This is a genomic window from Leptothoe sp. PORK10 BA2, from assembly GCF_034932105.1.
Taxonomy (GTDB): domain Bacteria; phylum Cyanobacteriota; class Cyanobacteriia; order Phormidesmidales; family Phormidesmidaceae; genus Leptothoe.
Genome location: NZ_JAYGIG010000133.1, coordinates 1 through 19752, shown reverse-complemented (window position 1 = coordinate 19752; position 19752 = coordinate 1). Strand labels below are relative to the sequence as shown.

At 52.5% G+C, this 19752-nt stretch carries 12 protein-coding genes; 2 read left to right on the top strand and 10 right to left on the bottom strand.

Features of this window, described 5'->3' with window-relative positions:
* Nucleotides 1-41: 41 nt before the first annotated feature.
* The 6 genes from VB741_RS21455 to VB741_RS21430 form a co-directional block, all read right to left on the bottom strand.
* Complete coding sequence (locus VB741_RS21455) at nucleotides 42-3236, bottom strand: hybrid sensor histidine kinase/response regulator (RefSeq protein ID WP_323367253.1); 3195 nt, start codon at nucleotides 3234-3236, stop codon at nucleotides 42-44.
* Between the two features lie 3 nt (nucleotides 3237-3239).
* Complete coding sequence (locus VB741_RS21450; protein ID WP_323367252.1) at nucleotides 3240-5648, bottom strand: methyl-accepting chemotaxis protein; 2409 nt, start codon at nucleotides 5646-5648, stop codon at nucleotides 3240-3242.
* Between the two features lie 73 nt (nucleotides 5649-5721).
* On the bottom strand, nucleotides 5722-6300 hold the full coding sequence (locus tag VB741_RS21445) for a chemotaxis protein CheW (RefSeq protein ID WP_323367251.1): 579 nt from the start codon (nucleotides 6298-6300) through the stop codon (nucleotides 5722-5724).
* A 96-nt stretch (nucleotides 6301-6396) separates the two neighbouring features.
* The gene (locus tag VB741_RS21440) at nucleotides 6397-6762 is read right to left on the bottom strand and encodes a response regulator (RefSeq protein ID WP_323367250.1); all 366 of its coding nucleotides are present in this window, start codon (nucleotides 6760-6762) and stop codon (nucleotides 6397-6399) included.
* Nucleotides 6763-6839: 77 nt separating this feature from the next.
* A complete protein-coding gene (locus VB741_RS21435) occupies nucleotides 6840-7931 on the bottom strand; it encodes a response regulator (protein WP_323367249.1) in 1092 nt (363 codons plus the stop codon).
* A 783-nt stretch (nucleotides 7932-8714) separates the two neighbouring features.
* Nucleotides 8715-10601, bottom strand: coding sequence for a GTPase family protein (locus VB741_RS21430; protein ID WP_323367248.1), 1887 nt, complete (start codon nucleotides 10599-10601; stop codon nucleotides 8715-8717).
* 185 nt (nucleotides 10602-10786) lie between these two features.
* On the opposite strand from VB741_RS21430, the gene VB741_RS21425 reads away from it, so the two are divergent.
* Nucleotides 10787-11950: a SagB/ThcOx family dehydrogenase gene (locus VB741_RS21425; protein WP_323367247.1), complete on the top strand. Its 1164-nt coding sequence runs from the start codon at nucleotides 10787-10789 to the stop codon at nucleotides 11948-11950.
* On the opposite strand, the gene VB741_RS21420 is transcribed toward VB741_RS21425, so the two are convergent.
* Nucleotides 11928-12467: a hypothetical protein gene (locus tag VB741_RS21420; RefSeq protein WP_323367246.1), complete on the bottom strand. Its 540-nt coding sequence runs from the start codon at nucleotides 12465-12467 to the stop codon at nucleotides 11928-11930. The genes VB741_RS21425 and VB741_RS21420 overlap by 23 nt on opposite strands.
* Nucleotides 12468-13231: 764 nt before the next feature.
* On the opposite strand from VB741_RS21420, the gene ftsH reads away from it, so the two are divergent.
* Entirely contained in the window at nucleotides 13232-15019 is a 1788-nt protein-coding gene (gene ftsH, locus VB741_RS21415) for an ATP-dependent zinc metalloprotease FtsH (protein ID WP_323367245.1), read from the top strand.
* Between the two features lie 129 nt (nucleotides 15020-15148).
* Here the strand turns inward: ftsH and VB741_RS21410 are convergent, their stop codons facing one another.
* From VB741_RS21410 to modA, 3 genes are all read right to left on the bottom strand, one after another.
* Entirely contained in the window at nucleotides 15149-16600 is a 1452-nt protein-coding gene (locus VB741_RS21410) for a carotenoid oxygenase family protein (protein ID WP_323367244.1), read from the bottom strand.
* A 72-nt stretch (nucleotides 16601-16672) separates the two neighbouring features.
* Nucleotides 16673-18517 carry a molybdate ABC transporter permease subunit gene (modB, locus tag VB741_RS21405; protein WP_323367243.1) on the bottom strand — a complete coding sequence of 615 codons (1845 nt, stop codon included), beginning with the start codon at nucleotides 18515-18517 and terminating at the stop codon, nucleotides 16673-16675.
* A gap of 59 nt (nucleotides 18518-18576) precedes the next feature.
* On the bottom strand, nucleotides 18577-19419 hold the full coding sequence (gene modA, locus VB741_RS21400) for a molybdate ABC transporter substrate-binding protein (protein WP_323367242.1): 843 nt from the start codon (nucleotides 19417-19419) through the stop codon (nucleotides 18577-18579).
* Nucleotides 19420-19752: the final 333 nt, after the last annotated feature.

Below are 19752 nucleotides of genomic sequence, written 5' to 3'. Positions count from 1 at the left end.
GGACCCAGAATGGGGGATCCAGAATGGGTGCAGACCCTATCCTACGCTCTCTGTAGGACACCCGTCAGTTGCTTTAACTGGGTCAACAGTTCCTGTTCGTTATACGGTTTCGAAAAATAAGCCGTAGCACCCAAATTCATCGCTAGCTTACGGTGTTTTTCACTACTGCGAGAGGTGAGCATTAAGATCGGTAGTTCACCGAACTTGGCTTCATTCCTGAGTTCTTCTAAAACACCATAGCCGTCGAGACGAGGCATTTCAATATCACAGATCACCGCTTTGACCACTAGGCCCCCCAGCAGCTTATCCACTGCTTCTCGACCGTCTTTGGCCTGTTCCACTAGGTAACCAGACCGTTCTAGGGTAGTAGCTAGGTAACGTCGGGCATGGATCGAATCATCCACCACCAATATCCTGGATGCGTTGGACTTGAGGGACATCACTGGATTAGCTGTCGGTGTTTGTGCTGGACCAGCGACGATCCACTCCATGAGGCGAATGGGCTCAAGCAGGGGGATCACACGACCATCTCCTAGGACGGTCACACCACTAAATCCTGACGGCAATGGCATGGGGCTCGCCACGGAACGAATGGCCACTTCTTGTTCTTGCCAAAAGCGATCGATCACCAGTCCGTAGCAGTTCTCGTTTTCACCCACCACCACCACCATGGGACAGTTAATCAAGGGTTGACCGCTCATTTCTAAGGGGCTATTGGCGGACTGCATCGCCCAATGGTTTTCTAATTGGATCAGGGGAATAACCCCTTCCTTCCAGGGCATGGTTGACTCGGTGAGTTGCCCCTCAGGAGTTCTGATGATTTCTTGCACCATGTCAACGGGCAGGGCAAAGACTGAGGTGCTCCGTTCCAAGAGCATTACCCGCAAAATCGATAGGGATAGGGGGATGGTAATGGTGAAGGTGGTGCCTTGCCCCAATGCGGTGGCCACCTGAATATCCCCTTGCAGTTCTGTCAAGTTGGTGCGGACCACATCCATGCCATAGCCGCGCCCCGATAGCTCGGTTACCGTGCTGCTGGTGCTAAAGCCGGGTTCAAAGATAAACGACACCAGTTCCTGCTGTTCCATGGTGTCCACTTGCTCAGGGGGAAGACCGTATTGGCGGATGCGATCGCGCACCCGTTCTAGATCAATTCCACCCCCATCATCCCTCAGGGTAATCACCACTCGGTTACCGCGATTTACCGCCCGTAGGGCAATGGTGCCCACCGCCGGTTTTGCGTGGGCTAGGCGGACCTCTGGGGTTTCGATGCCATGGTCAAAGGCATTACGCAGCAGGTGCATCAGCGGGTCGCTCAGCTGATCGAGCGCAAACTGTTCGATCAGGGTGGTGCCGCCCTCCAGCTTGAACTCTACCCGTTTGCCATATTGCACCGACCAGTCCCGCACCACCCGAGGGAAACGGCCAACAATTTCTGCAAACGGTCGCATTTGGGTTTGGGTAATGCGGTTTTTCAGGGTTCGACTCGTATAGTTGAGACTCCCCACCGCCTGATCCACTTCATTCAGACCTAGCTCAATATCGCGACTCACCTCCTCTAGTTTGACAATGGTCTCCATGTGTTCCTGGGCCAGCAGGTGTAGCTTGGAATAGCGATCAAACTCCAACACATCCAGATCTTCGGGGGCAGCAATGGTGGCGGTTCCACTTTGCTGGTTGGGACTATAACCGTTCGGTAACTCAGCTCCATTGGCCCCTGCTACGGATATCGGTCCTTCCGTAGAGGCCTGGTCGTACCATTGCCGCAGTTCTTTGTTAAACGAGGCCAGCGCCACCATCCGCTGCTGCATCAGTTCACTAAATGCCTGTAGCTGTTCTAGCTTGAGGTTGACGGCATTACGGTCGAGAATTAACGACTCAAAGGTACTGTTAATTTGCTTCAGCTGTTCCACCGAAACCCTTACAGTGGAGTCCTTTTGGGCACTGGGAACAGGTGCCTGAGGCGGTACAGTCAGAGGCACCAGAGGCATTGCGGCAGGGGCAGCAGTCTCTGTCTCCGGGTCGGCAACTGGTCTCTGGAAGGCCTCCAAAGCAGTCTCTGTCTCCAGGGAAAATTGTTCCTGGAGGGCCTCTAAAGGAGTCTCTGTCTCCGGGTCGGCAACTTTTCTCTGGAGGGCCTCTAAAGGAGTCCCTATCTCCAGGTTGGCAAATTGGTCCTGGAGGGCCTCTAAGTCAACTAATTCATCAATAGGGTGATTTCTTTCGGCTAGATCCCGATCGATTAAATCCGCTAGATCATCGTTTGGTAAATCTTCTAGTAGATCTGCAGGTAGACCAGCTGGAAATTCGTCTGTCGGCAGATCTTGGGTAATGTTCAGCGCCGCAAACTGATCCTGCAGTTGAGCAATATCGTCTGTGTCAAAACTGGGTAAGTCAATCGGCAGCTCGGGTAACAGTTTGGGTACAGAAACGTCCACATTAGGGAGTTCCACCAGGCCGCTGAAGCCTTTGATTGGGGTGAATTCCCTGGGCAGCCCTTCGGTCCGCCCCAACAGTACGAGGGCATGACATCGTCGCCAGGTTTTCGTCGCCTGGTGGGCGATCCCACGGATATCCTCCACCGGGGTCAAGGTACAGTACTCCTGTACAGACTGGCAGAGGGAGACAAATGAGTCTAACTGGGCCATCAGACCAAATTCAGTCATCTGCTTGGCCAGGGTGAGCAAGGCCTGCCTGAGATCGTCACCATTCAGATGGGGCAGCTGCTCCTCAAACTCTTCTAGGGTATCATCCACGCTGGTGGTAAAAATAATGAAATCCAGATTTTCATTATTGTCCTCCGACATCAGTCGAGCTTCATCCTCAGGGGTAAGCTCTCCTAGGCGTTGATTGAGCTGTTCAAAGATGGGCTCCACATCATTGGCAAACCACTGGGAGTCAATGGGCTGCTGATCTTGGTATTGTTGTCGAACGATGCGTAAATAGTCCACCCCTTGCAACAACAAGGTTTCCAGATGGGTATCCACGGATAGCTGACGGGCCCGAAGAATCTTAAACGAGTCTTCGAGATGGTGAGCTACCTGGGCCAGCACCATAAACCCCATCATACCCGCCGTGCCCTTAACGGAGTGGGCCGCCCGCATGGCAATGTTGATCTGGGCGGTGCGATCGTCCGCCGTTGTTAACCCCAGCAAGACAGTTTCGATGTCGTTAAAATAGGTTTCAGCTTCTGCTAGGAAGGTGAGTCGGGCCTGTTGCTCCTTGTCTAATTCCATGGTTTACCCTTCGACCTTAAACTGTGCTACCGAGGCTTGCAGCTCTTGAGCCACTTTGGCGGTTGCTTGGATGGCCTGGGCAACCTGAGTCGATGATTGAGACTGTTCTTCAGATGTTTGGGTGGCTTTCTGCACCAGCTCAGTCACGGCCTTGGATACCATTGATTGGTTGGCTGTCGATGCGGAAATCTCCTGCATCAGCTGGTTAATTTGTGCCGATTTTGCCAATACCTGTTCTAGTTGCTGCTGGGTGGCTTTTACCCGCTGGCTACTATCCACCACCTGGGATGTACCGATTTCAATGGCAGCAACCACTTCCTGGGTCTCTGTTTGAATTTCCGCCACAATCTGGGCAATGGTTTTGGTGGCCCCTGCCGATTGTTCCGCCAGGGAGCCCACCTGTTCTGCAACCGCCGTAAAGCCCTGACCCAGCTCACCCGCTCGGGAGGCTTCCACACTGGCATTCACCGCCAATAGGTTTGTTTTTAGAGCGATTTCATCGATCAGACTGACCGCCTGAGCGATCTTTTGGGCCGATTCTCCTAAACGCTTAATTTTCTTAGCGGCCTCACCCACCGTTGAACGCAGTTCTAGAATACTGCCCGCCGTTTCTTCCATAGACTGGGAACCGGCCTGGGCCGTTGCATAGGTATCGTTGGTGAGGGTCGATGCTTGACTGGCGTTATCGGCAACCGTTTGAATGGACTGGTCCATTTCTTGTACAGCGTCCATCGCAGTTCTGAGGGAGCTTACTTCCGTAATGGCTCGCTCTGCCAGGCTGCGCATTTGTTCCTCATTCGATAGCAAGGATTGGCTTACATCACCGGTGGACTGTTTTACATTGGTGGCAATATCCCGCAGGTTTTCAATTACCGCGTTAAATAAGTCAGCGACAATGCCCACATCCCCCGGTACAAGCTTGGCTCGGACAGACAGATCGCCATCAGCCGCCCCACCCACGTCTTCCATCAGCTGGGAGATTTCATTTTCCAGTGCTTCTCTTTCTTGCCGCTGCTCATCGGTTAGCTCTTGCTGACGGTTGAGCAGCGTTTGGATTTGTTCTAACAGTTGGTTAAAGCTTTGACCCAAAATTTGAGTTTCACTAGTTCCTTCAATGCTGGCCCGGGCCTCCAGGTTGCCTGCGGTGGCCGTTTGTGCGGTGGTGGTCAAAACCTGGAGCGGTGCCGATAGCTGTTTGGCAAATAGTTGTAGCACAAGGGCCACGGCTGTACCCAGGATCAAGGCGGTGAGGGCAAAGACAATCAGCAAATCATTTCCAGCTGAGTTGATCTGGGCGAGATCTACGGATGAGATCGCAACCCAGGGGGTGCCTGGCACCGTAGACAGACTAAAGTCCTTGTCTTGAGTTTCCAACAAAACCGATAGAATCTCCTGACCTACTTCGGTTTCAACTCGATTGACTTCAATGATTTTAGCCCCGCCCAAGGCGATTAACTCTTCCTTAAGAACATCTGTAGACTCCTCCGAGCCCGCCTCATGTTCGTGCTCAAAATGCTCCTGCAAGCCTCGGGCAATGGCTAGCACAGACTCCCCACCAATCAACTCGACTTCACCTGGCACTACCCCATCAGCATTAATTGTCGAAAATGGAACACCATTGCGAATATCTATTACCTGAACCTGTTGGGTACCACTAATGGATGCCGTTACATAGGTCGCAATTTGTCGATTCAAAACATCAGTGGGTACCAGCTTCCTCATCACACCGAGGAAATCATTAGAACCCTCTGAAGTCAAGGCTGATGCCAACGATATGGCAAACGCCCCAGAGGATTCATCAAACGTTGCAGGCGCAATAGATTTACCCGCTTTCTGAGCCTCGATCCACCACTCCTCATCCCGTTGAACAAAGTCAGATGTCCTCTTACTGTAGCCCACATTAAGGCCATTGCGCTCAGTGATAATTGTCTCAGCTAAGCCCTTTACTTCAGTTAGCTGTGTCAGATATTTATTAAGTACCGGATTAGGGGTCACCAGTTTAGTTTGACCAAACTCCTGATTTAATTGCTCAATGGGACGCTCGGCCAAATTATCAGCCTTTACCTTTTCGTCAGCCTGTTGTAATGCTTGGGTAACAATGGGATTAAGCAGGCGTTCGTTAACGTCACCAAAGTTATCTTCTACGAAAAGACTCGCGGCCTCACTGGCCAAAAACGATTCCTCTGTTAGCAAAAACAAAGCATCTGCTCGCTCTGCTCGACGAGTTACCCAAAAACCTAAGCCACTGGCTACCGCCAAAGGCAGCAGAGCCACCGGCAGCAGTGTTTGCAGTAGCTGTCTGCCCAGCGGTTGTCCCCGGACAGACGCTACCGTCGACATGGGTAACCCCTGTTTTTGAGATCGATTTTTCATCTGGGGCCGGTCGTCTAATGGGTATTGCTGAGCTGTCATAGCGGTTTCCTAGCCTCTCCAATCATGAATAAATAAACTGAATAAGTAAACCTAAAAATTAACTGTTAACGAATTAACCCGGCATCGACATTTGAGATGTGCCGATGGCCTCAGCACTCAATACCAGAATCGTTTGACCATCTACAACCAATTGGCCACTCAAATAGGGCTGCAAACCTATCTCCACTTCATTCACTGGAGAAACAATATCCTCCAGTGACAATCGGATCGAACCCTTGATTTTAGGCACAACTAGGCCCAGAAACAGAGTGCTTTGGAAACCCATATTTTGGTCTGTTTCCCCAGGCAATGTGCGAATCACCACCACCTCATAATATTGAGACGGTTCTAATACCATGGGTAAATTTAACAGCTGCACCAGATTGATCGCCCAAAAAACTTGTCCCTTTGAACTGAGCAATCCCAATGCATGGGGCGGCATATTCGGTATTGGTGTAACCAACTGAGGAGAAATCAGTAGGGTCTCCTCAACCCAACTCAAGGCCAGAGCAATGGTTAAGTCTGGGGTGAGCTGCAGTCGCAGAAACTGTTCACCTGAAACAGGTTGAGGATTAAATAACTCAGGTAAAAGCTGCTGCAGTCGTTCTGTTGGCTTCAGCGTCTGAGTCATTTGTACAGCTGGGGTTTCCATGAAAAAGGTGACTATAGGGCATCAAATCACATCCAAGTTGAATTTAGCGTTTCTCGATAGAAGAAACGCTTGTTCTGAACCTGGCCAATGTTCAAATTACATCGAGGCAAATCTTACTGCCTCAACCAGCTCTTCAGCGGTGCAGGGTTTGACGACATAGCCAACTACACCTTGTTTTCTTGCCCAGCTTTGATCCATTTTGCGACCTTTGGTCGTACAAGCAACAATGGGGATATTGGCCGTATCAGGGTCTTTCTTGAGTTTGCGACAGAGTTCTAGCCCGGTAATATCAGGCATTACCAGATCTGTCACAATCACATCAGGCCGATCGGCCTTAACCTTGTCAAACACTTCTAATCCGTTTTCGATCCCCGTTACCACATAACCGGCCTGTTCAAGGTAGTGGCTGAGCAAGTCCAACTCAGACTTAACATCATCGATCACCAAGATTCTTTTAACCATTTTGTTCGATACCTTATGATTGTAGTAACTGCTTTGCCAAGAGAATTTGTTAGAGAAATTGGTGGCGCGGACTTTAATTAAATAGAACGTTCAATTTCTAAATAAGTTTCTAAAACCTGCATCAGCTGTGCTTTGGAAAATGGTTTTTCTAGATAGTCAGTTGCCCCTGAAGATTCTGCCGTAGCCTTGCTTAAAGGACTGGCATTACTGCTGATCATGATGATAGGAACATCTTTGAACATATAGCTACGTTTTAAGATTTGACAGAAAGAATTGCCATTAATACTGGGCATGGAAACATCCATCAGTACCAGATCCGGTTTCATGGCACATATTTTTGAAACCGAGGCCACGGGATCAATCACCGTTTTGAGCACAAAACGTTCCGGGTCTAGATAACTATCAATCTGATCTAACATGGCCTGGCTATCGTCAATGCAAATAATCAGATAGCGAGATTGTGCCTCCGTAGATGGGCGTCGCCCCAAAATACTGGAGTCCGATATGTGGACCCGTTCTGGGGAGCGAGGTGCTGATGAACCGTTAGCGCCTGAATCATAACTGCTGGTAGAGGGTGTTCCACTACCCAGTTGTGAGCTGTTGGTGACCAGTCGACTGGTGGTGGCTGAAGCTGACACATTGGCTGTTGGGGCCAGGGTGGACTGCCTTTGCTTTGCTGCTGGTAGCCAGGGTAATCGGTCCAGGGGTTGGACCGGTGGCCAAAGTTTGATCACCCGATGCTGAATATAGGGGTAAAGGAGCTGCGCTAACTTTACCTCATCTTGCTTGATCGCTTGGGCCAACTGCCGAATACTGGCCCCCTGCATTAGCCGGGCCAGGGCGGTTAACATTGAGTGCGAGAGGAGGCCTTCGGGTACCGGTTGATATAGGTCCTCGGGGGTGTCGCAATAGGGGCGTTGGTGGGGCGAGATGATGCGATCGCAAACAGACTGCCAAGTTCCTAACCGGTCAGTGACACGCTCAAGCAGAGAAACAATATCTACCCCAGGGGTGGTGGTAGGCCATAGGTCCCCAGGCATGGAATGCCAGGTTACCGCTGCCAACTCCAAACCCAAAAGAGATTCAACCGCATCCTCCCCTAACATAGCCAACGTATTTTCAGCCTGGGGAACAGTCAGGGCCTCATACCGCACCAAGGCCATCACCATTTTACAAGTCCAGTTGAGGGCTTCCTGACCTCTATTCTCCGATCTGTGTTTATATAAATCCGAGCGGATCAATCGCCAATAGACAGGCAATGCAGACTCATAACCCAGCTTGGGTAATATTGTTTCCAATGCTGTCAGGTACTGTAATGAGTGGGCAGCAAACAATAATCGTTCATCAACAATATCAAGACACCATTCGACATCTTTCCCAATAATATTAACTCGCCCATTTTGAGAAGATGAAATAACTTTATGCAAAAAAGAAGTTATTTCAAACTGTTCATACATAACATTCCTAGATATTAACAAGTGGATTGATAACGCCTGAAAGATGAGCTATCTCATTTGAGATTATCTCTCCCACAATTATTCGATTATTTATATAGTCAACAAGTACCATGGGTCACCCATGATGATTAACTGACACCTCATGGATATTTGGAGCTGGCAGACAGGGCTGACAACATCGCTAGATTCATCGGACCACAATAGACATGGCTGCCCAATGGGACCCATAAGAACTTAACAGTAAATTACTTATGCAATACAATTTATATGTGAAATTTAAGTCGCACCCTGATGGGAAAAGCCTAGGCCATTCCTAAAGTTGAACGAATATGGGTTGGTAGATGTGGGCAAAAATGAATAAATCCTCACATTTGCTACCCATACTGTAGCGAATTAAACTGACGCTTCATATATTCTTTAGTTCAAGGACATTAAAGATAAATCAATTTTTCATGAACAACGCGCATATTGAATACCCGTATGCCGTAGCTAACATTATTTTTTCCTTTCCCCATAGGCTTGCAAGTACCGTTCAAACGCCTTAGCCAACTGCGTCGTCTCCCCCAGCCAATAGGCCGTCAGGGCATGGCCAAAGGCCCAAGCATTGTGTTCTGGTGGAGCATCATTATTCAGTAACGTGGGCCAGAGCATCGCCAGGTCAAAGGTGCTCTCCTCCTTGGCCAATAGGTTAAACAGGTCATAGGCCAGCTGCAGCTTACCGATCACCACCGGCACCTGCTCCACCGGGATTTTTTCCATCAGTACCGTTGCCAATAGATCTGAGCCCGTCATCATCCGCGAGATGTAACGCAGGATAGGGCTCTTGAGCAGTTCGGTCACCCCCTGGGTGGTGGTCATTTGGAACGTGTATTGATCAATCAGTTTAGCCGCCGCTTTGGCCAGAGCTGTTTGATTCGTGAGAAATCGGGCCAGCCGATATTGTTTTGCATTTCCCAACGTTTCCACTAGCTTGAGGGCCAGGGTTTCATCATTCCAAGCCGCCCTGTCCCCATCATATGTAACCAGAGGCACCACGGTCCCAGCCGATTGTCCCAAGGTCTCTACTCGATAGGCGACGGCATCTCGAATGGCAGATTCCTTGGGGCGCTGTCCCGTTTGCCAATCGTAGGGCGGTTGCCATTCCCGCACCGGCCGCAGGCGATCCACCTGGGTGAGGGCAATCACCGTGGGAGGATGCTGCTCAGCGGCTTTTAGGTCATGCAAAAAGGTTTTGTCACTTTGCAATGCGGGGTCCAGGGCTGGTGTCGTCAGCACCAACAAGTCTGCATTAGCCGCCTGGTCCAGGACCAAATCTCGAAAATCCCCCCGCTCGATCTGTTCGTAACCAGGGGAATCAATCAGGTTCAACACTTCCCCAGTGTCCAGCTGCCAGCGGTACTGACGGATTTTATCCGTACTGGGTAATACATCCACCTCCGCCAACTCAGTTTTAAACAAGGTATTGATCAGACTACTTTTCCCTGCCCCCGTCCGCCCCACCAACATCAAGGAAACCGGCTTTTGTTCAACGGTTTTAGCAGGAGTAGCGGTGGCTAAAATGGATTGGAGCGTAGCGGTTTTGGCCCCTGGTTCTGACGCCTTAGCCTGGTCTGTGGCAAAAATCGCCGGTAGGGTATCCCCCCCGTAGAGGGTGGCCGTTTGCTGGGCCAAATTGCGCAGGGCCGTTTCCCGCAGCAGCTGGCTGAGGTTAACTAATAATTGCTGGTTAGCCTGGGTGCTGATTTTCTGGCTGGCCATCTTCGCCGCCGCCGCCGCTGGGTTCATTAACCACTGGGCCCAGCTCCAGGCCCGCCACAGTTTCCCCATGGAAGGTTCCAGCTTGCGGTAGATTTCATAAGCTTCATAGGCCTGGCCCACGGTGACCTGGTTTAGCACCGGAGCCAACTGGGTCATGGCCCGGTCCATATCATCCACCGTCCCCCGGATCAGTCCATAGGCCTGGGTGACGTAGATATTGAGCAGTGGATACTTCACCTCGGGGTGGTAGTGGTGGGCCACTGTGGCCACAATGCTCTGGCACCGTTGCCAAAAAGCTGCCCAGTCATCCCATACGGGCGGGTCTTCACGGGCCTCTGTCAAAATGGGTTGCAATGATGTCTCTAAGGCTTGATTGTCCGCACCATTGGCGGTCACTGAGGTGAGTTCGGCCTTGATAGCGGTGACAATGCGGTCAATTTCACGGGGTTTAGTCCAGTGCACCAGCAGCCACCGCCAACCCACAAACACTAGCAAAATCACGGCCCATACCCAGGTGAGCCCCCAGCTACGCAGCTGAAAGCCAGCCAAAATCATGATAAAAACCACGACGGCCACTAGGGGCAGGGCCAGCACCACCCACTGCCATCGTTTCAACTGCACCATTGCCTTTCACCCAGTCGTTTTTCCTAGTGTAAGCAAGCCGTTCCCAGGACGATAGGGGAAACATCCGAACCTATTAAGGGCTTGCACCTGACGCTATAGAAAAAGCTTTGGTTCGCTATCGTGAAAAAGAACGAAAGTCTCAGCCAGTTAGTTTTCTTTCTAAAATGCTTACCTTGTGAGGGCCTATGGCACTAGTAAAACGGCGCGATCTTGACTATGTGGTGATTACCCTGCTGGTGGGCAGTAGCCTCTATGTCTTTATCACTGGGCTGATCGCCGATACCATGGGGCTGCATCACTTTGGCTTTCACAGTCAGGTAGGGTACTTTTGGGTGGCCCTAGCTTCTACCCACCTCATTCAAACCTGGGCAAGGGTCAAAGCCTTTGTACGTAATCGTTTTCGAGAACGTTCTGGGCCATTATCCGTTAAAAACAGCACTCAGCAACCCATAACTCTTCAGACTACAGACCAACCATCGTCTACCGTTCCGAAATCTATCTCCCCAAGCAACGGACGACGGAATTTGCTGTTGTTTATGCTGGCCATCGCCACTGGCATCGGCTTTGATCATTTTGTCCCCCCTCGTGACACCGTTAATCTCTCCGAGAGTAATCAAGATATTGGCCTGCTCTACCACAAGTGGAGCCAACCAGGCTATGGCGAGACTATTGCCACTGTGCTCAACTGGGGCCAAGTACCTTCCCTCTACAAGACCTATCCAGATGTCCAGAAAATAGATTTACCTAAGGTTGAGTCTGCCGATCTGGCATCAATAACAGCTCTAAACTTAGCTGTCACCATCACCAGTCGACGCTCACATCGTCGGTATAACACCCAGCGTCAGATGGCTCTGCGCCAACTTTCCCAGCTACTGTTTCTCACCCAAGGAATTACCTGGGATGAACGAGAGTTTCGCACAGTGCCCTCATCTGGAGCCCTATATCCCTTAGAGATTTATCCCATTGTCCACCGAGTAGATGGTTTAGAACCAGGTCTCTATCACCACGCCATCCAAACCCACCAGTTAGAACTGGTAAAAGCTGGCGATCTGCGCCAGCCATTAATTAAAGCTGGTCTGAGTCAAGATTTTCTGGGTGAAGCTCAGGTTTGTTTTGTTGTTTCAGGTATTTTTCAACGCACCCGCTGGAAATATCACGAGCGCACCTATCGTTATGTTCTCATGGAGGCAGGCCACCTGGGACAGAATCTATATTTGGCTGCTACAGCCTTGGGGCTAGGGGTATGCGGCATTGGGGCTTTCTTGGATGATCCCCTGAATGAATTATTAGGGATTGATGGTGAAACGGAAGCGGCCCTATACCTAGTCACCGTCGGTGAAAAAGCATAGTTCCCTGGGTCGTCAATGCCTGCGCCCTTCGAAACTGTGGATAATAGCCCATATCCGGCCTTGACGTAGCAAAAAGAAACGGGCCTATAATTGGGACAGAAAAAATTGATATGTGCCGATGGTCTTGTTCGAAACGCTGCTTACCGTTGCCACTGAAAAAGTAGGGGAAACGCTGCTCAGCGGAGCGCTCAGGAATGGTGAGCAACTCGGCCAACTGTTCACGGGACAGGACGACATTGGACTGAATAATTTGCTGACATTCAGATTGGGGATCGGAGGCTGAAGCTTGAACCTTTGTGCCCATAAACAGTAGCAGCCCCAAAGCGGCCAACCCCCAACCGGCGGCCACTAAGCTCCAGGTGGGCTCTTGGGTTGGGGGCCATGGTTTACTTGGCCAATGGGTAGACAATTTTTGGGGCCATGGTTGGGGCCATGGTTTGGTTAAGGATTGAAATGATCGTTGTAGTTGTGTTTGCTCTTTCTTTCTCTGAGGCTTGCGACGGTTGGAACGTGGCATTGAAAATCTCTCCGAGGACCAACAACATTACTCTTGCCTTTCTATTCCAACACAACATTCCCTAGCTGTGTTGTTTTTGTTTCCCGCAGGTTATGCAACAAGGTTTTGGGCTGAGTAACCTGGATAAATTTGCTGAGCCTTAGGCAGAGGCTGTTGAGCTTGTTGCACAGTTTGTAGGGTTTTTGTGGTCTATCTTGATCGGTGGTTCGGGAAACCCATCCGGCAAAGTCCATGCATTCTGCGGGGGAGATCCTGGATGGACTATGGTTATGGGCCAATTGGCTGAACTGATCTGTGATGTTTTTAAGGCTTGTCTAGCTGGAGATCTGGGGGTGCCCTCACGCTAAATCCCTCTCCCGGGGGGAGAGGGACTTTGATGCTGTCTCCTTTGGAGACGCTTTGTGGGCGCTCTCTGGGAGAGGGGCTGGGGGTTTAGCTTGCTGCCTGTAGGGTGGGTTAGAACCTAAAATTTCCCTCACCCTAAATCCCTCTCCCGGGGGGAGAGGGACTTTGATTCTCAAACTGGACTTGGTTAAGGGGGGTAATCCTCCGGATTGGTTCGGTTTAAACACTGTTGTGATGGTTTGTTGTGGGTATAGGGAACTCATGCCTGGGGTAAACCGAACGAATGGGTTGGGAGAGCCGTACGGGAATCTTTTGAGTTGATAAAATGGCTGGCGGGGGGTGGGGTGATCTCACCTTTTTTCTGAAAATGTATCCGGACATAATTGGGTTGTTGAGCAGCCCAGTAAGAGACAACACCCATGAAGACAGCAACTATTTCCCACGTCACCTTCGGTACATTCTTAGAGCAGGTAAAAGCTCAGAAAGTGCAGCGGGTGACGCTCAGGCCTGAGCGAATTGACTATATCCTCAAGCCTGACTTTGGATTTAAGCGCTTCTACACCACTAGGCCAGCGGACAATACCGATGATATTCCAGCCCTGTTGCGCCGGTATCAGGTTGATGTGGTGGCTCCGGTGGATAACACTGGTGCTGTGGCGGGCTTAATGGCATTGCTGCTGTCCAGTGGAGCTCTGATGGGTACTCTGGCTTGGTTGCTCAAAACCAGTCCTGGTGCTGATGCGATGGGGACGGGTAAAACTAAGGCGAGAACCTATAGCCCTACCCCGACTAGAACCAGACAGGGTGAGAAAACGGCTGTTACCTTTGCCGATGTGGCGGGGGTGGATGAGGCTAAGCAAGAACTTAAAGAGGTGGTGGATTTTCTGAAGGATGGTGCTAAGTATCGCAAGATTGGTGCAAAGCTGCCTAAGGGGGTGCTGCTGGTGGGGCCACCGGGAACGGGTAAAACCTTGTTGGCTAAGGCCGTTGCGGGTGAGGCTAATGTACCATTTTTGAGCGTGGCGGCGTCAGAATTTGTGGAGCTGTATGTGGGGGTGGGGGCCTCTCGGGTTCGGGATCTGTTTAATAAGGCAAAGAAGCTGGCTCCCTGTATTGTGTTTATTGATGAGTTAGACGCTATTGGGAAGTCTCGCAGTGGGGGCAATCCCAATGGGGGCAATGATGAGCGGGAACAAACCCTCAACCAGCTGCTAACGGAAATGGATGGGTTTGATGGCGATAGCGGGGTAATTCTCATCGGGGCGACCAATCGACCTGAGATTTTAGATCCTGCGCTGAAGCGGGCGGGCCGGTTTGATCGTCAGGTACTGGTGGATCGGCCGGACCGCAGTGGTCGGTTGGAGATTTTAAAGGTGCATGCTCAAGGGGTATTGGTGGCGAAGGATGTGGATTTGGGCGCGATCGCAACCCAAACTTCAGGCTTCACTGGGGCCGACCTGGCTAACCTGATCAACGAAGCCGCCCTCCTGGCCGCCCGCCATAACCGTCAGGCCGTCATCATGGCCGATTTTAGAGAAGCCATGGAGCGGGTAGTGGCTGGATTAGAGTTGCGATCGCGCATTCTCTCCCCCATCGAGCGCAAAACCGTGGCGTACCACGAAGTGGGCCATGCCATTGTCGGAGCCCTCATGCCCGGTGGCACCCAAGTCTCCAAAATCTCCATTGTTCCCCGTGGGAAAGGAGCCCTGGGCTACACCATGCAAACCCCGGAGGAAGACCGCTATCTGATGCTAGAGGATGAACTGCGGGGGCAGTTGGCCACCCTACTGGGCGGTCGGGCCGCAGAGGAAGTGGTGTTTGGCAAAGTATCATCCGGGGCCAGTGACGACATTCAGAAGGCGACGGACCTGGCGGAGCGGGCGGTTACCCAGTATGGCATGGCCCCAGACCTAGGGCCCATTGCCTTTGCCAAGACCCAGTCCGAGTTTCTCGGCAGCGATACCACCCGCCGTCCCATGAGTGGCGAGGTGGCAGCAGAGATTGATCGGTTGGTCAAACAGTCCATTCATCAAGCCCATGGGGTGGCTAAATCCGTACTCATGCTGAATCGGGATCTGTTGGACTCCATGGCCCAAACCCTGTTGACGGAAGATGTGTTGGAAGGGGATCAACTTAAAGCGATGTTGACCCAAGCCAGGTCTCCTGTGAATACTCAGATCTGGTTGGCTAAAGGACGGGTAGTTTAACTGTGCAGCGGCGGCCTTGGCACCCATAGCTAGGTGCCAAGGGACCGTTAAGCAACAAATTCATGACTTGGGATTGATGGGCTAAATTTTCGCAAAAATCGATTCAGAACCCTGATCATCGACGAGTTTTTAACTATTGCTTGACGGTTTGGATTGCCAAGTACCATGAAAGCCAAAGGGAATGACTTCCGGCAGGGCTAAAACACAGACGGGGCCTGCCGCCAAATTGTCCGCTGACAAAATCTGGAGGGTACTTTGGTCCCGATGACCATCGAAGACAACGGTGAGAATCCAACCAGAGCCTTGGGCCTTGGCCACATAGGTGGGCTCGCTGGGATAACAACCCTGGGCAAACGTCATCAGGTCCAGAGCACCACTGTTCGGGTCTAACCGGCCAATGCCGTCAAAGTATTCTTCGGTTTTGGGTTGAGACTTATGGCAGAAAAACAGAGCATCGTGGGGATGACCCACCGCATGGGGCGGGACAATGGGAAACTCGCCTTCCAGGTCAGATAGGGGTTCGTTGGAAAGGATGTTGGATGCGATCGCATCCAACCGCAGTCGAAATAATCGCCCTGTGGCCGGTGTGGTGGGATGTCCGGTGACAAATTCCTTCAGCCACTGGTTAGTATCAAAGTTGTCGTAGCGGCTATAGTCAATCACCACCGCTCCATCGGCCCCCTGGTAACCATTGCCCATGTGCCACTGAAACCAGGGATCAGTTTCAAAACGGGAGACTTCTTCCAGGGTCTGACGATCCACCACAATCACCTGGGTGCCGTACTGGGGCCGCCACCCCATGGCATCACTAAAGCCCTTGTTCTGGAACAGAATGGGCCACAGGGATAAAACCACAGGTGGGACTAGGAAAACAAGATAGGGACCGGCCAGAACAAAATCATGGACTAAGGTGGTCCGAGGCAGGGGAATCTGACCCTGTTGGCGGATCTGACCCGTCCCATCACTGCGATACAGCTGAATATAACTGCGCCGCCCCAACACCACCCCAAAGTTATAAATGTCCCCCGTCTGGGGATCCCTTTTGGGATGGGCGGAATAGGGCTGATGGGGTGACAAGCTGCCCAGATCATCTAAGCCGACGGTGTCTAGGGTGTCTAGGTCCAGGGCATGGGGATTGCCCGCTTCCCAAAGGGCGAGCAGTTTGTCGGGGAGGGCGAGGACGGAGGTATTGGCCGCATTTTTGGGCTGGGTCCCCAGCCGTTGCCAGAATGGCCCGGCGGCCGGTTTACCATAGCCGGGATATAGATAGCGGTTAGCGGCAGCCTCTGCTTGCAACCCCTGGGTTTGGACATAGCGATATAGCCCCGTTGCCCCACCCTGGGAAAAGTGAATGGCCAGGATGCCCCCATCGCCATCAAACCAATGGTCAACCAGCTGACCGGCCCGCTCCAGCTGGCCGGCCCCATTGCGGTAGAGACTACCGTGTAAATCGGCAGGCACCTGCCCGGCGATGACGGACAAGGGGATGGGACCAAATTCAACAGCGGGTTGTGCGATTCCACGGGACCACAGAGGTTTCCCTTGGCTAAAGGCATCCCGATCGTGGGTGAGGGTGGGCATTAGATCTGCTGGGGGGTGAATTTTGGGGAGATGAACAGTTTTCAGTATAGGGAGACCTGGGAGACCTAGCTATTAACGGGGCATGACAATCACCGCTGGAGGCGGCAGCTGAATGGGCCAGGGCAGGGGCTGCTGTTGCAGCTGTTGCCACCGATCGCGGTAGACTTCCGCTTGCAGGTGATAGTCCTGGGGAGAATTGGGCGGGCCATGGAGCTTGAGATAGAGGGTGACCCGATGCTGGGTTTCGCTGGCCCTGGCTAACCAGCCGGGAAACGTATTGGTAGGCTCCAGATCCGAGGGAAATTGGATATGGTGGGCCCGCACACCGATGTGGCCCGCATCTGCTGGCGGGGGTGTAGTCACCTGGAGTCTGCAGCCCCAGTCTAGGGCATCGACAGAATAATGGTCTGAGCCCTGCTCTGGGCACAGGCGGACCTGGGAAAAGTTTTTACATTCGGTGACTCGGGCCACCTCCAGGGTGGGGGGATGATGGAAAATGTCTTCTCGGGTACCGGCGGCGGCAATCTGACCGTTGGCCAGGACCAACAGATTGGGACAGAGGCGGTAGGCTTCTTCTAGCTTGTGGGTGACGAATAGGGTGACGCCGCCATATTGGGAGAGAGCCCTGTGGAGTAGGGTTTCCAGGTGGCTGCGGAGATAGGTATCCAAGGCAGATAGGGGTTCGTCCAACAGGAGAATATCCGGCGATCTAGCCAGCGCCCTGGCTAGGGCCACCCGCTGCTGCTGCCCCCCCGAGAGCTGGTGGGGATAGCGGTGGTCCAAGCCCGCCAGTTCGAGCATGTCCAGCCATTGGTGGACGAGGGGAGAGCGGGGCTGGCCGGGCTGGATGCCAAAGGCAATATTTTGGGCCACGGTGAGGTGGGGAAAGAGGGCATAGTTTTGGAACACCATGCCGATGTTGCGATCGCAACTCCCCACATTCACCCCCGTCGCCCCATCAAACAGCACCCGACCATTCAGCACGATGCGGCCCTGCCTCGGCGTCTCCAACCCCGCAATACACCGCAGGGTCATACTTTTTCCCGCCCCCGAAGCCCCCAACACCCCCAGGGGCAAGGCCTGAGCCTTAAACCCCACCGCTAGGGAAAACCCCGGCAACGGTTTCTCCAGATCCACTAACAATTCAGGCTCTAGGGGACGGTCTGACCATTTCTGCCGGGTTGGAAAATCTGCCATTTTTGCCCGGTCGGTCCCAAAATAAACCCAGTCGAACCACCGTTTTATCCACCCATAATGCCGTTGCCTCTGGCTAGAGCTGGTGATGTGCACCATTACCCCCATGCCCCCCAACGCGATCGCCACCATCAACAATACCCAGGCCAACGCCACCCCCATCTTGCCCGCTTCCGCCGCAAAAAAGATGGCAATGGGCATCGTCTGGGTCACCCCAGGAATGCTGCCCCCCACCATGAGAGTGGCCCCAAATTCCCCCAGAGCCCGAGCAAAACTGAGAATAATTCCCGCCACAATCCCCGGCCAAGCCAGGGGCAACAGCACCTGCCAAAACAATCGCCATTCTGTTGCCCCCAGGGTACGAGCTGCACTCACCACCGCCGGATCAATCTGTTCAAACGCCGCCAAAACCGTCTTATACATCAATGGAAAAGCCACCACCGTAGCCGCTATCACCGTGGCTGCCCAGGTAAAAATCAAGGAAATCCCCAGGGCCTTCAGCCCCTGACCAACTGGGCTATTTTGGCCCAACAGTAACAGCAACAAAAAACCCATCACCGTAGGAGGCAGCACCAAGGGTAACGTAAAGATGCCGTCCAGCAGGCCCCGCATTTTATGCCCCAATACCCAGCGGGCGGCCATCACCCCCAGGCTCAGCGCCAACAAAGTGGCCGCAAAGGCCGTTTTCAGAGAAATCCATAGGGGGGACAGATCGGTGGGCATAGGAACAAACTCACGGGGGCACCCTTGATTGTGTCATTTGCCCTATTCAAACGCTCTACTCAACCGTCCGACTCCACCGCAACAAACCCATGCTGCTCAAAAATGTCTAACGCCGCAGCGCTACCCAGAAACCGCACCAGGTCCTGGGCCGCCGCCGTCTGGGCCCGGCCATTCACCACAGCCGCTCCATAGGTAATGGCCGAATGACTATGGTCAGGGGCCGTCGCCACCACCTCAACCCGCTGGGATATCAACGCATCCGTCCCATACACTAGGCCCGCATCAACATTTCCAGTCTCCACATAGGCCAACACATGGCGAACACTTTTGCCAAAGACTAACTTGGGCTTGAGACCCTCATACAGGTTCAGCGTCATCAACACTTCCTGGGCATAGGCTCCAGCGGGCACACTCTCCGGCTCACCCATGGCAATGCGATGCGCCCGAGACAGATCCTGAAACCCAGTGACCGTCTGACCATTAACCGTTTGGCCCTGAGGATCGTGGGGTACGACCAACACCATCGAATTGTTCACCAGGGCCTGCCGGGAATTCTGTAGTAGATGCCCTTGGGTTTCCAGGGTATCGAGCCACTCTGGGGAGGCAGAGAGAAACACATCCACCGGAGCTCCTTGGATAATCTGTTGAGCCAGGGAACCCGACGACCCAAAATTGTAAGTAATCTCGACTGCTGGCTCCAGATCTTGGTACGCGGCCTCGAGGGGAATCAGAACATCCTGCAGACTCGCCGCCGCCGACAGGGTGATCGGAATGGTCGCCTCGGAACGACTGTCCATCGGACTCGGTGGCATCGTCCCCGGTGCCTTGCAACTGCCTAAACATAGGACACCGCCCACCGTGGCTCGGAGTAGAAATTGTCGTAAAAATTGCCATCGGAACATGGGCCACCGAACTCACAGAATGCTAAGCCAGGGTTGCATTCTAAACGATGGGCCATCCACCCAGCACCCCAAAAGGTCTAGATCCAGTTACAGACTCTTGGTCGATAATTTTATTTCGTGGCGACTTAATGTCATAGGACCAGTTTTAACATCCGTCACCGCTCAAAATGATCGGTCGAAAAGTCAAATTCTAGGTCCGAATCTAAGTAACCGTCCCAGGAAGTTAAAGAAAACTTAGGGTGTCAGTGCTTCAATCTTTGCTAAGTTGTGAGTATGAGCGAAGCCATCGAAATTGCGGGTATTAAGGTTCCAAAAGCAGACTGGGAGGCGACG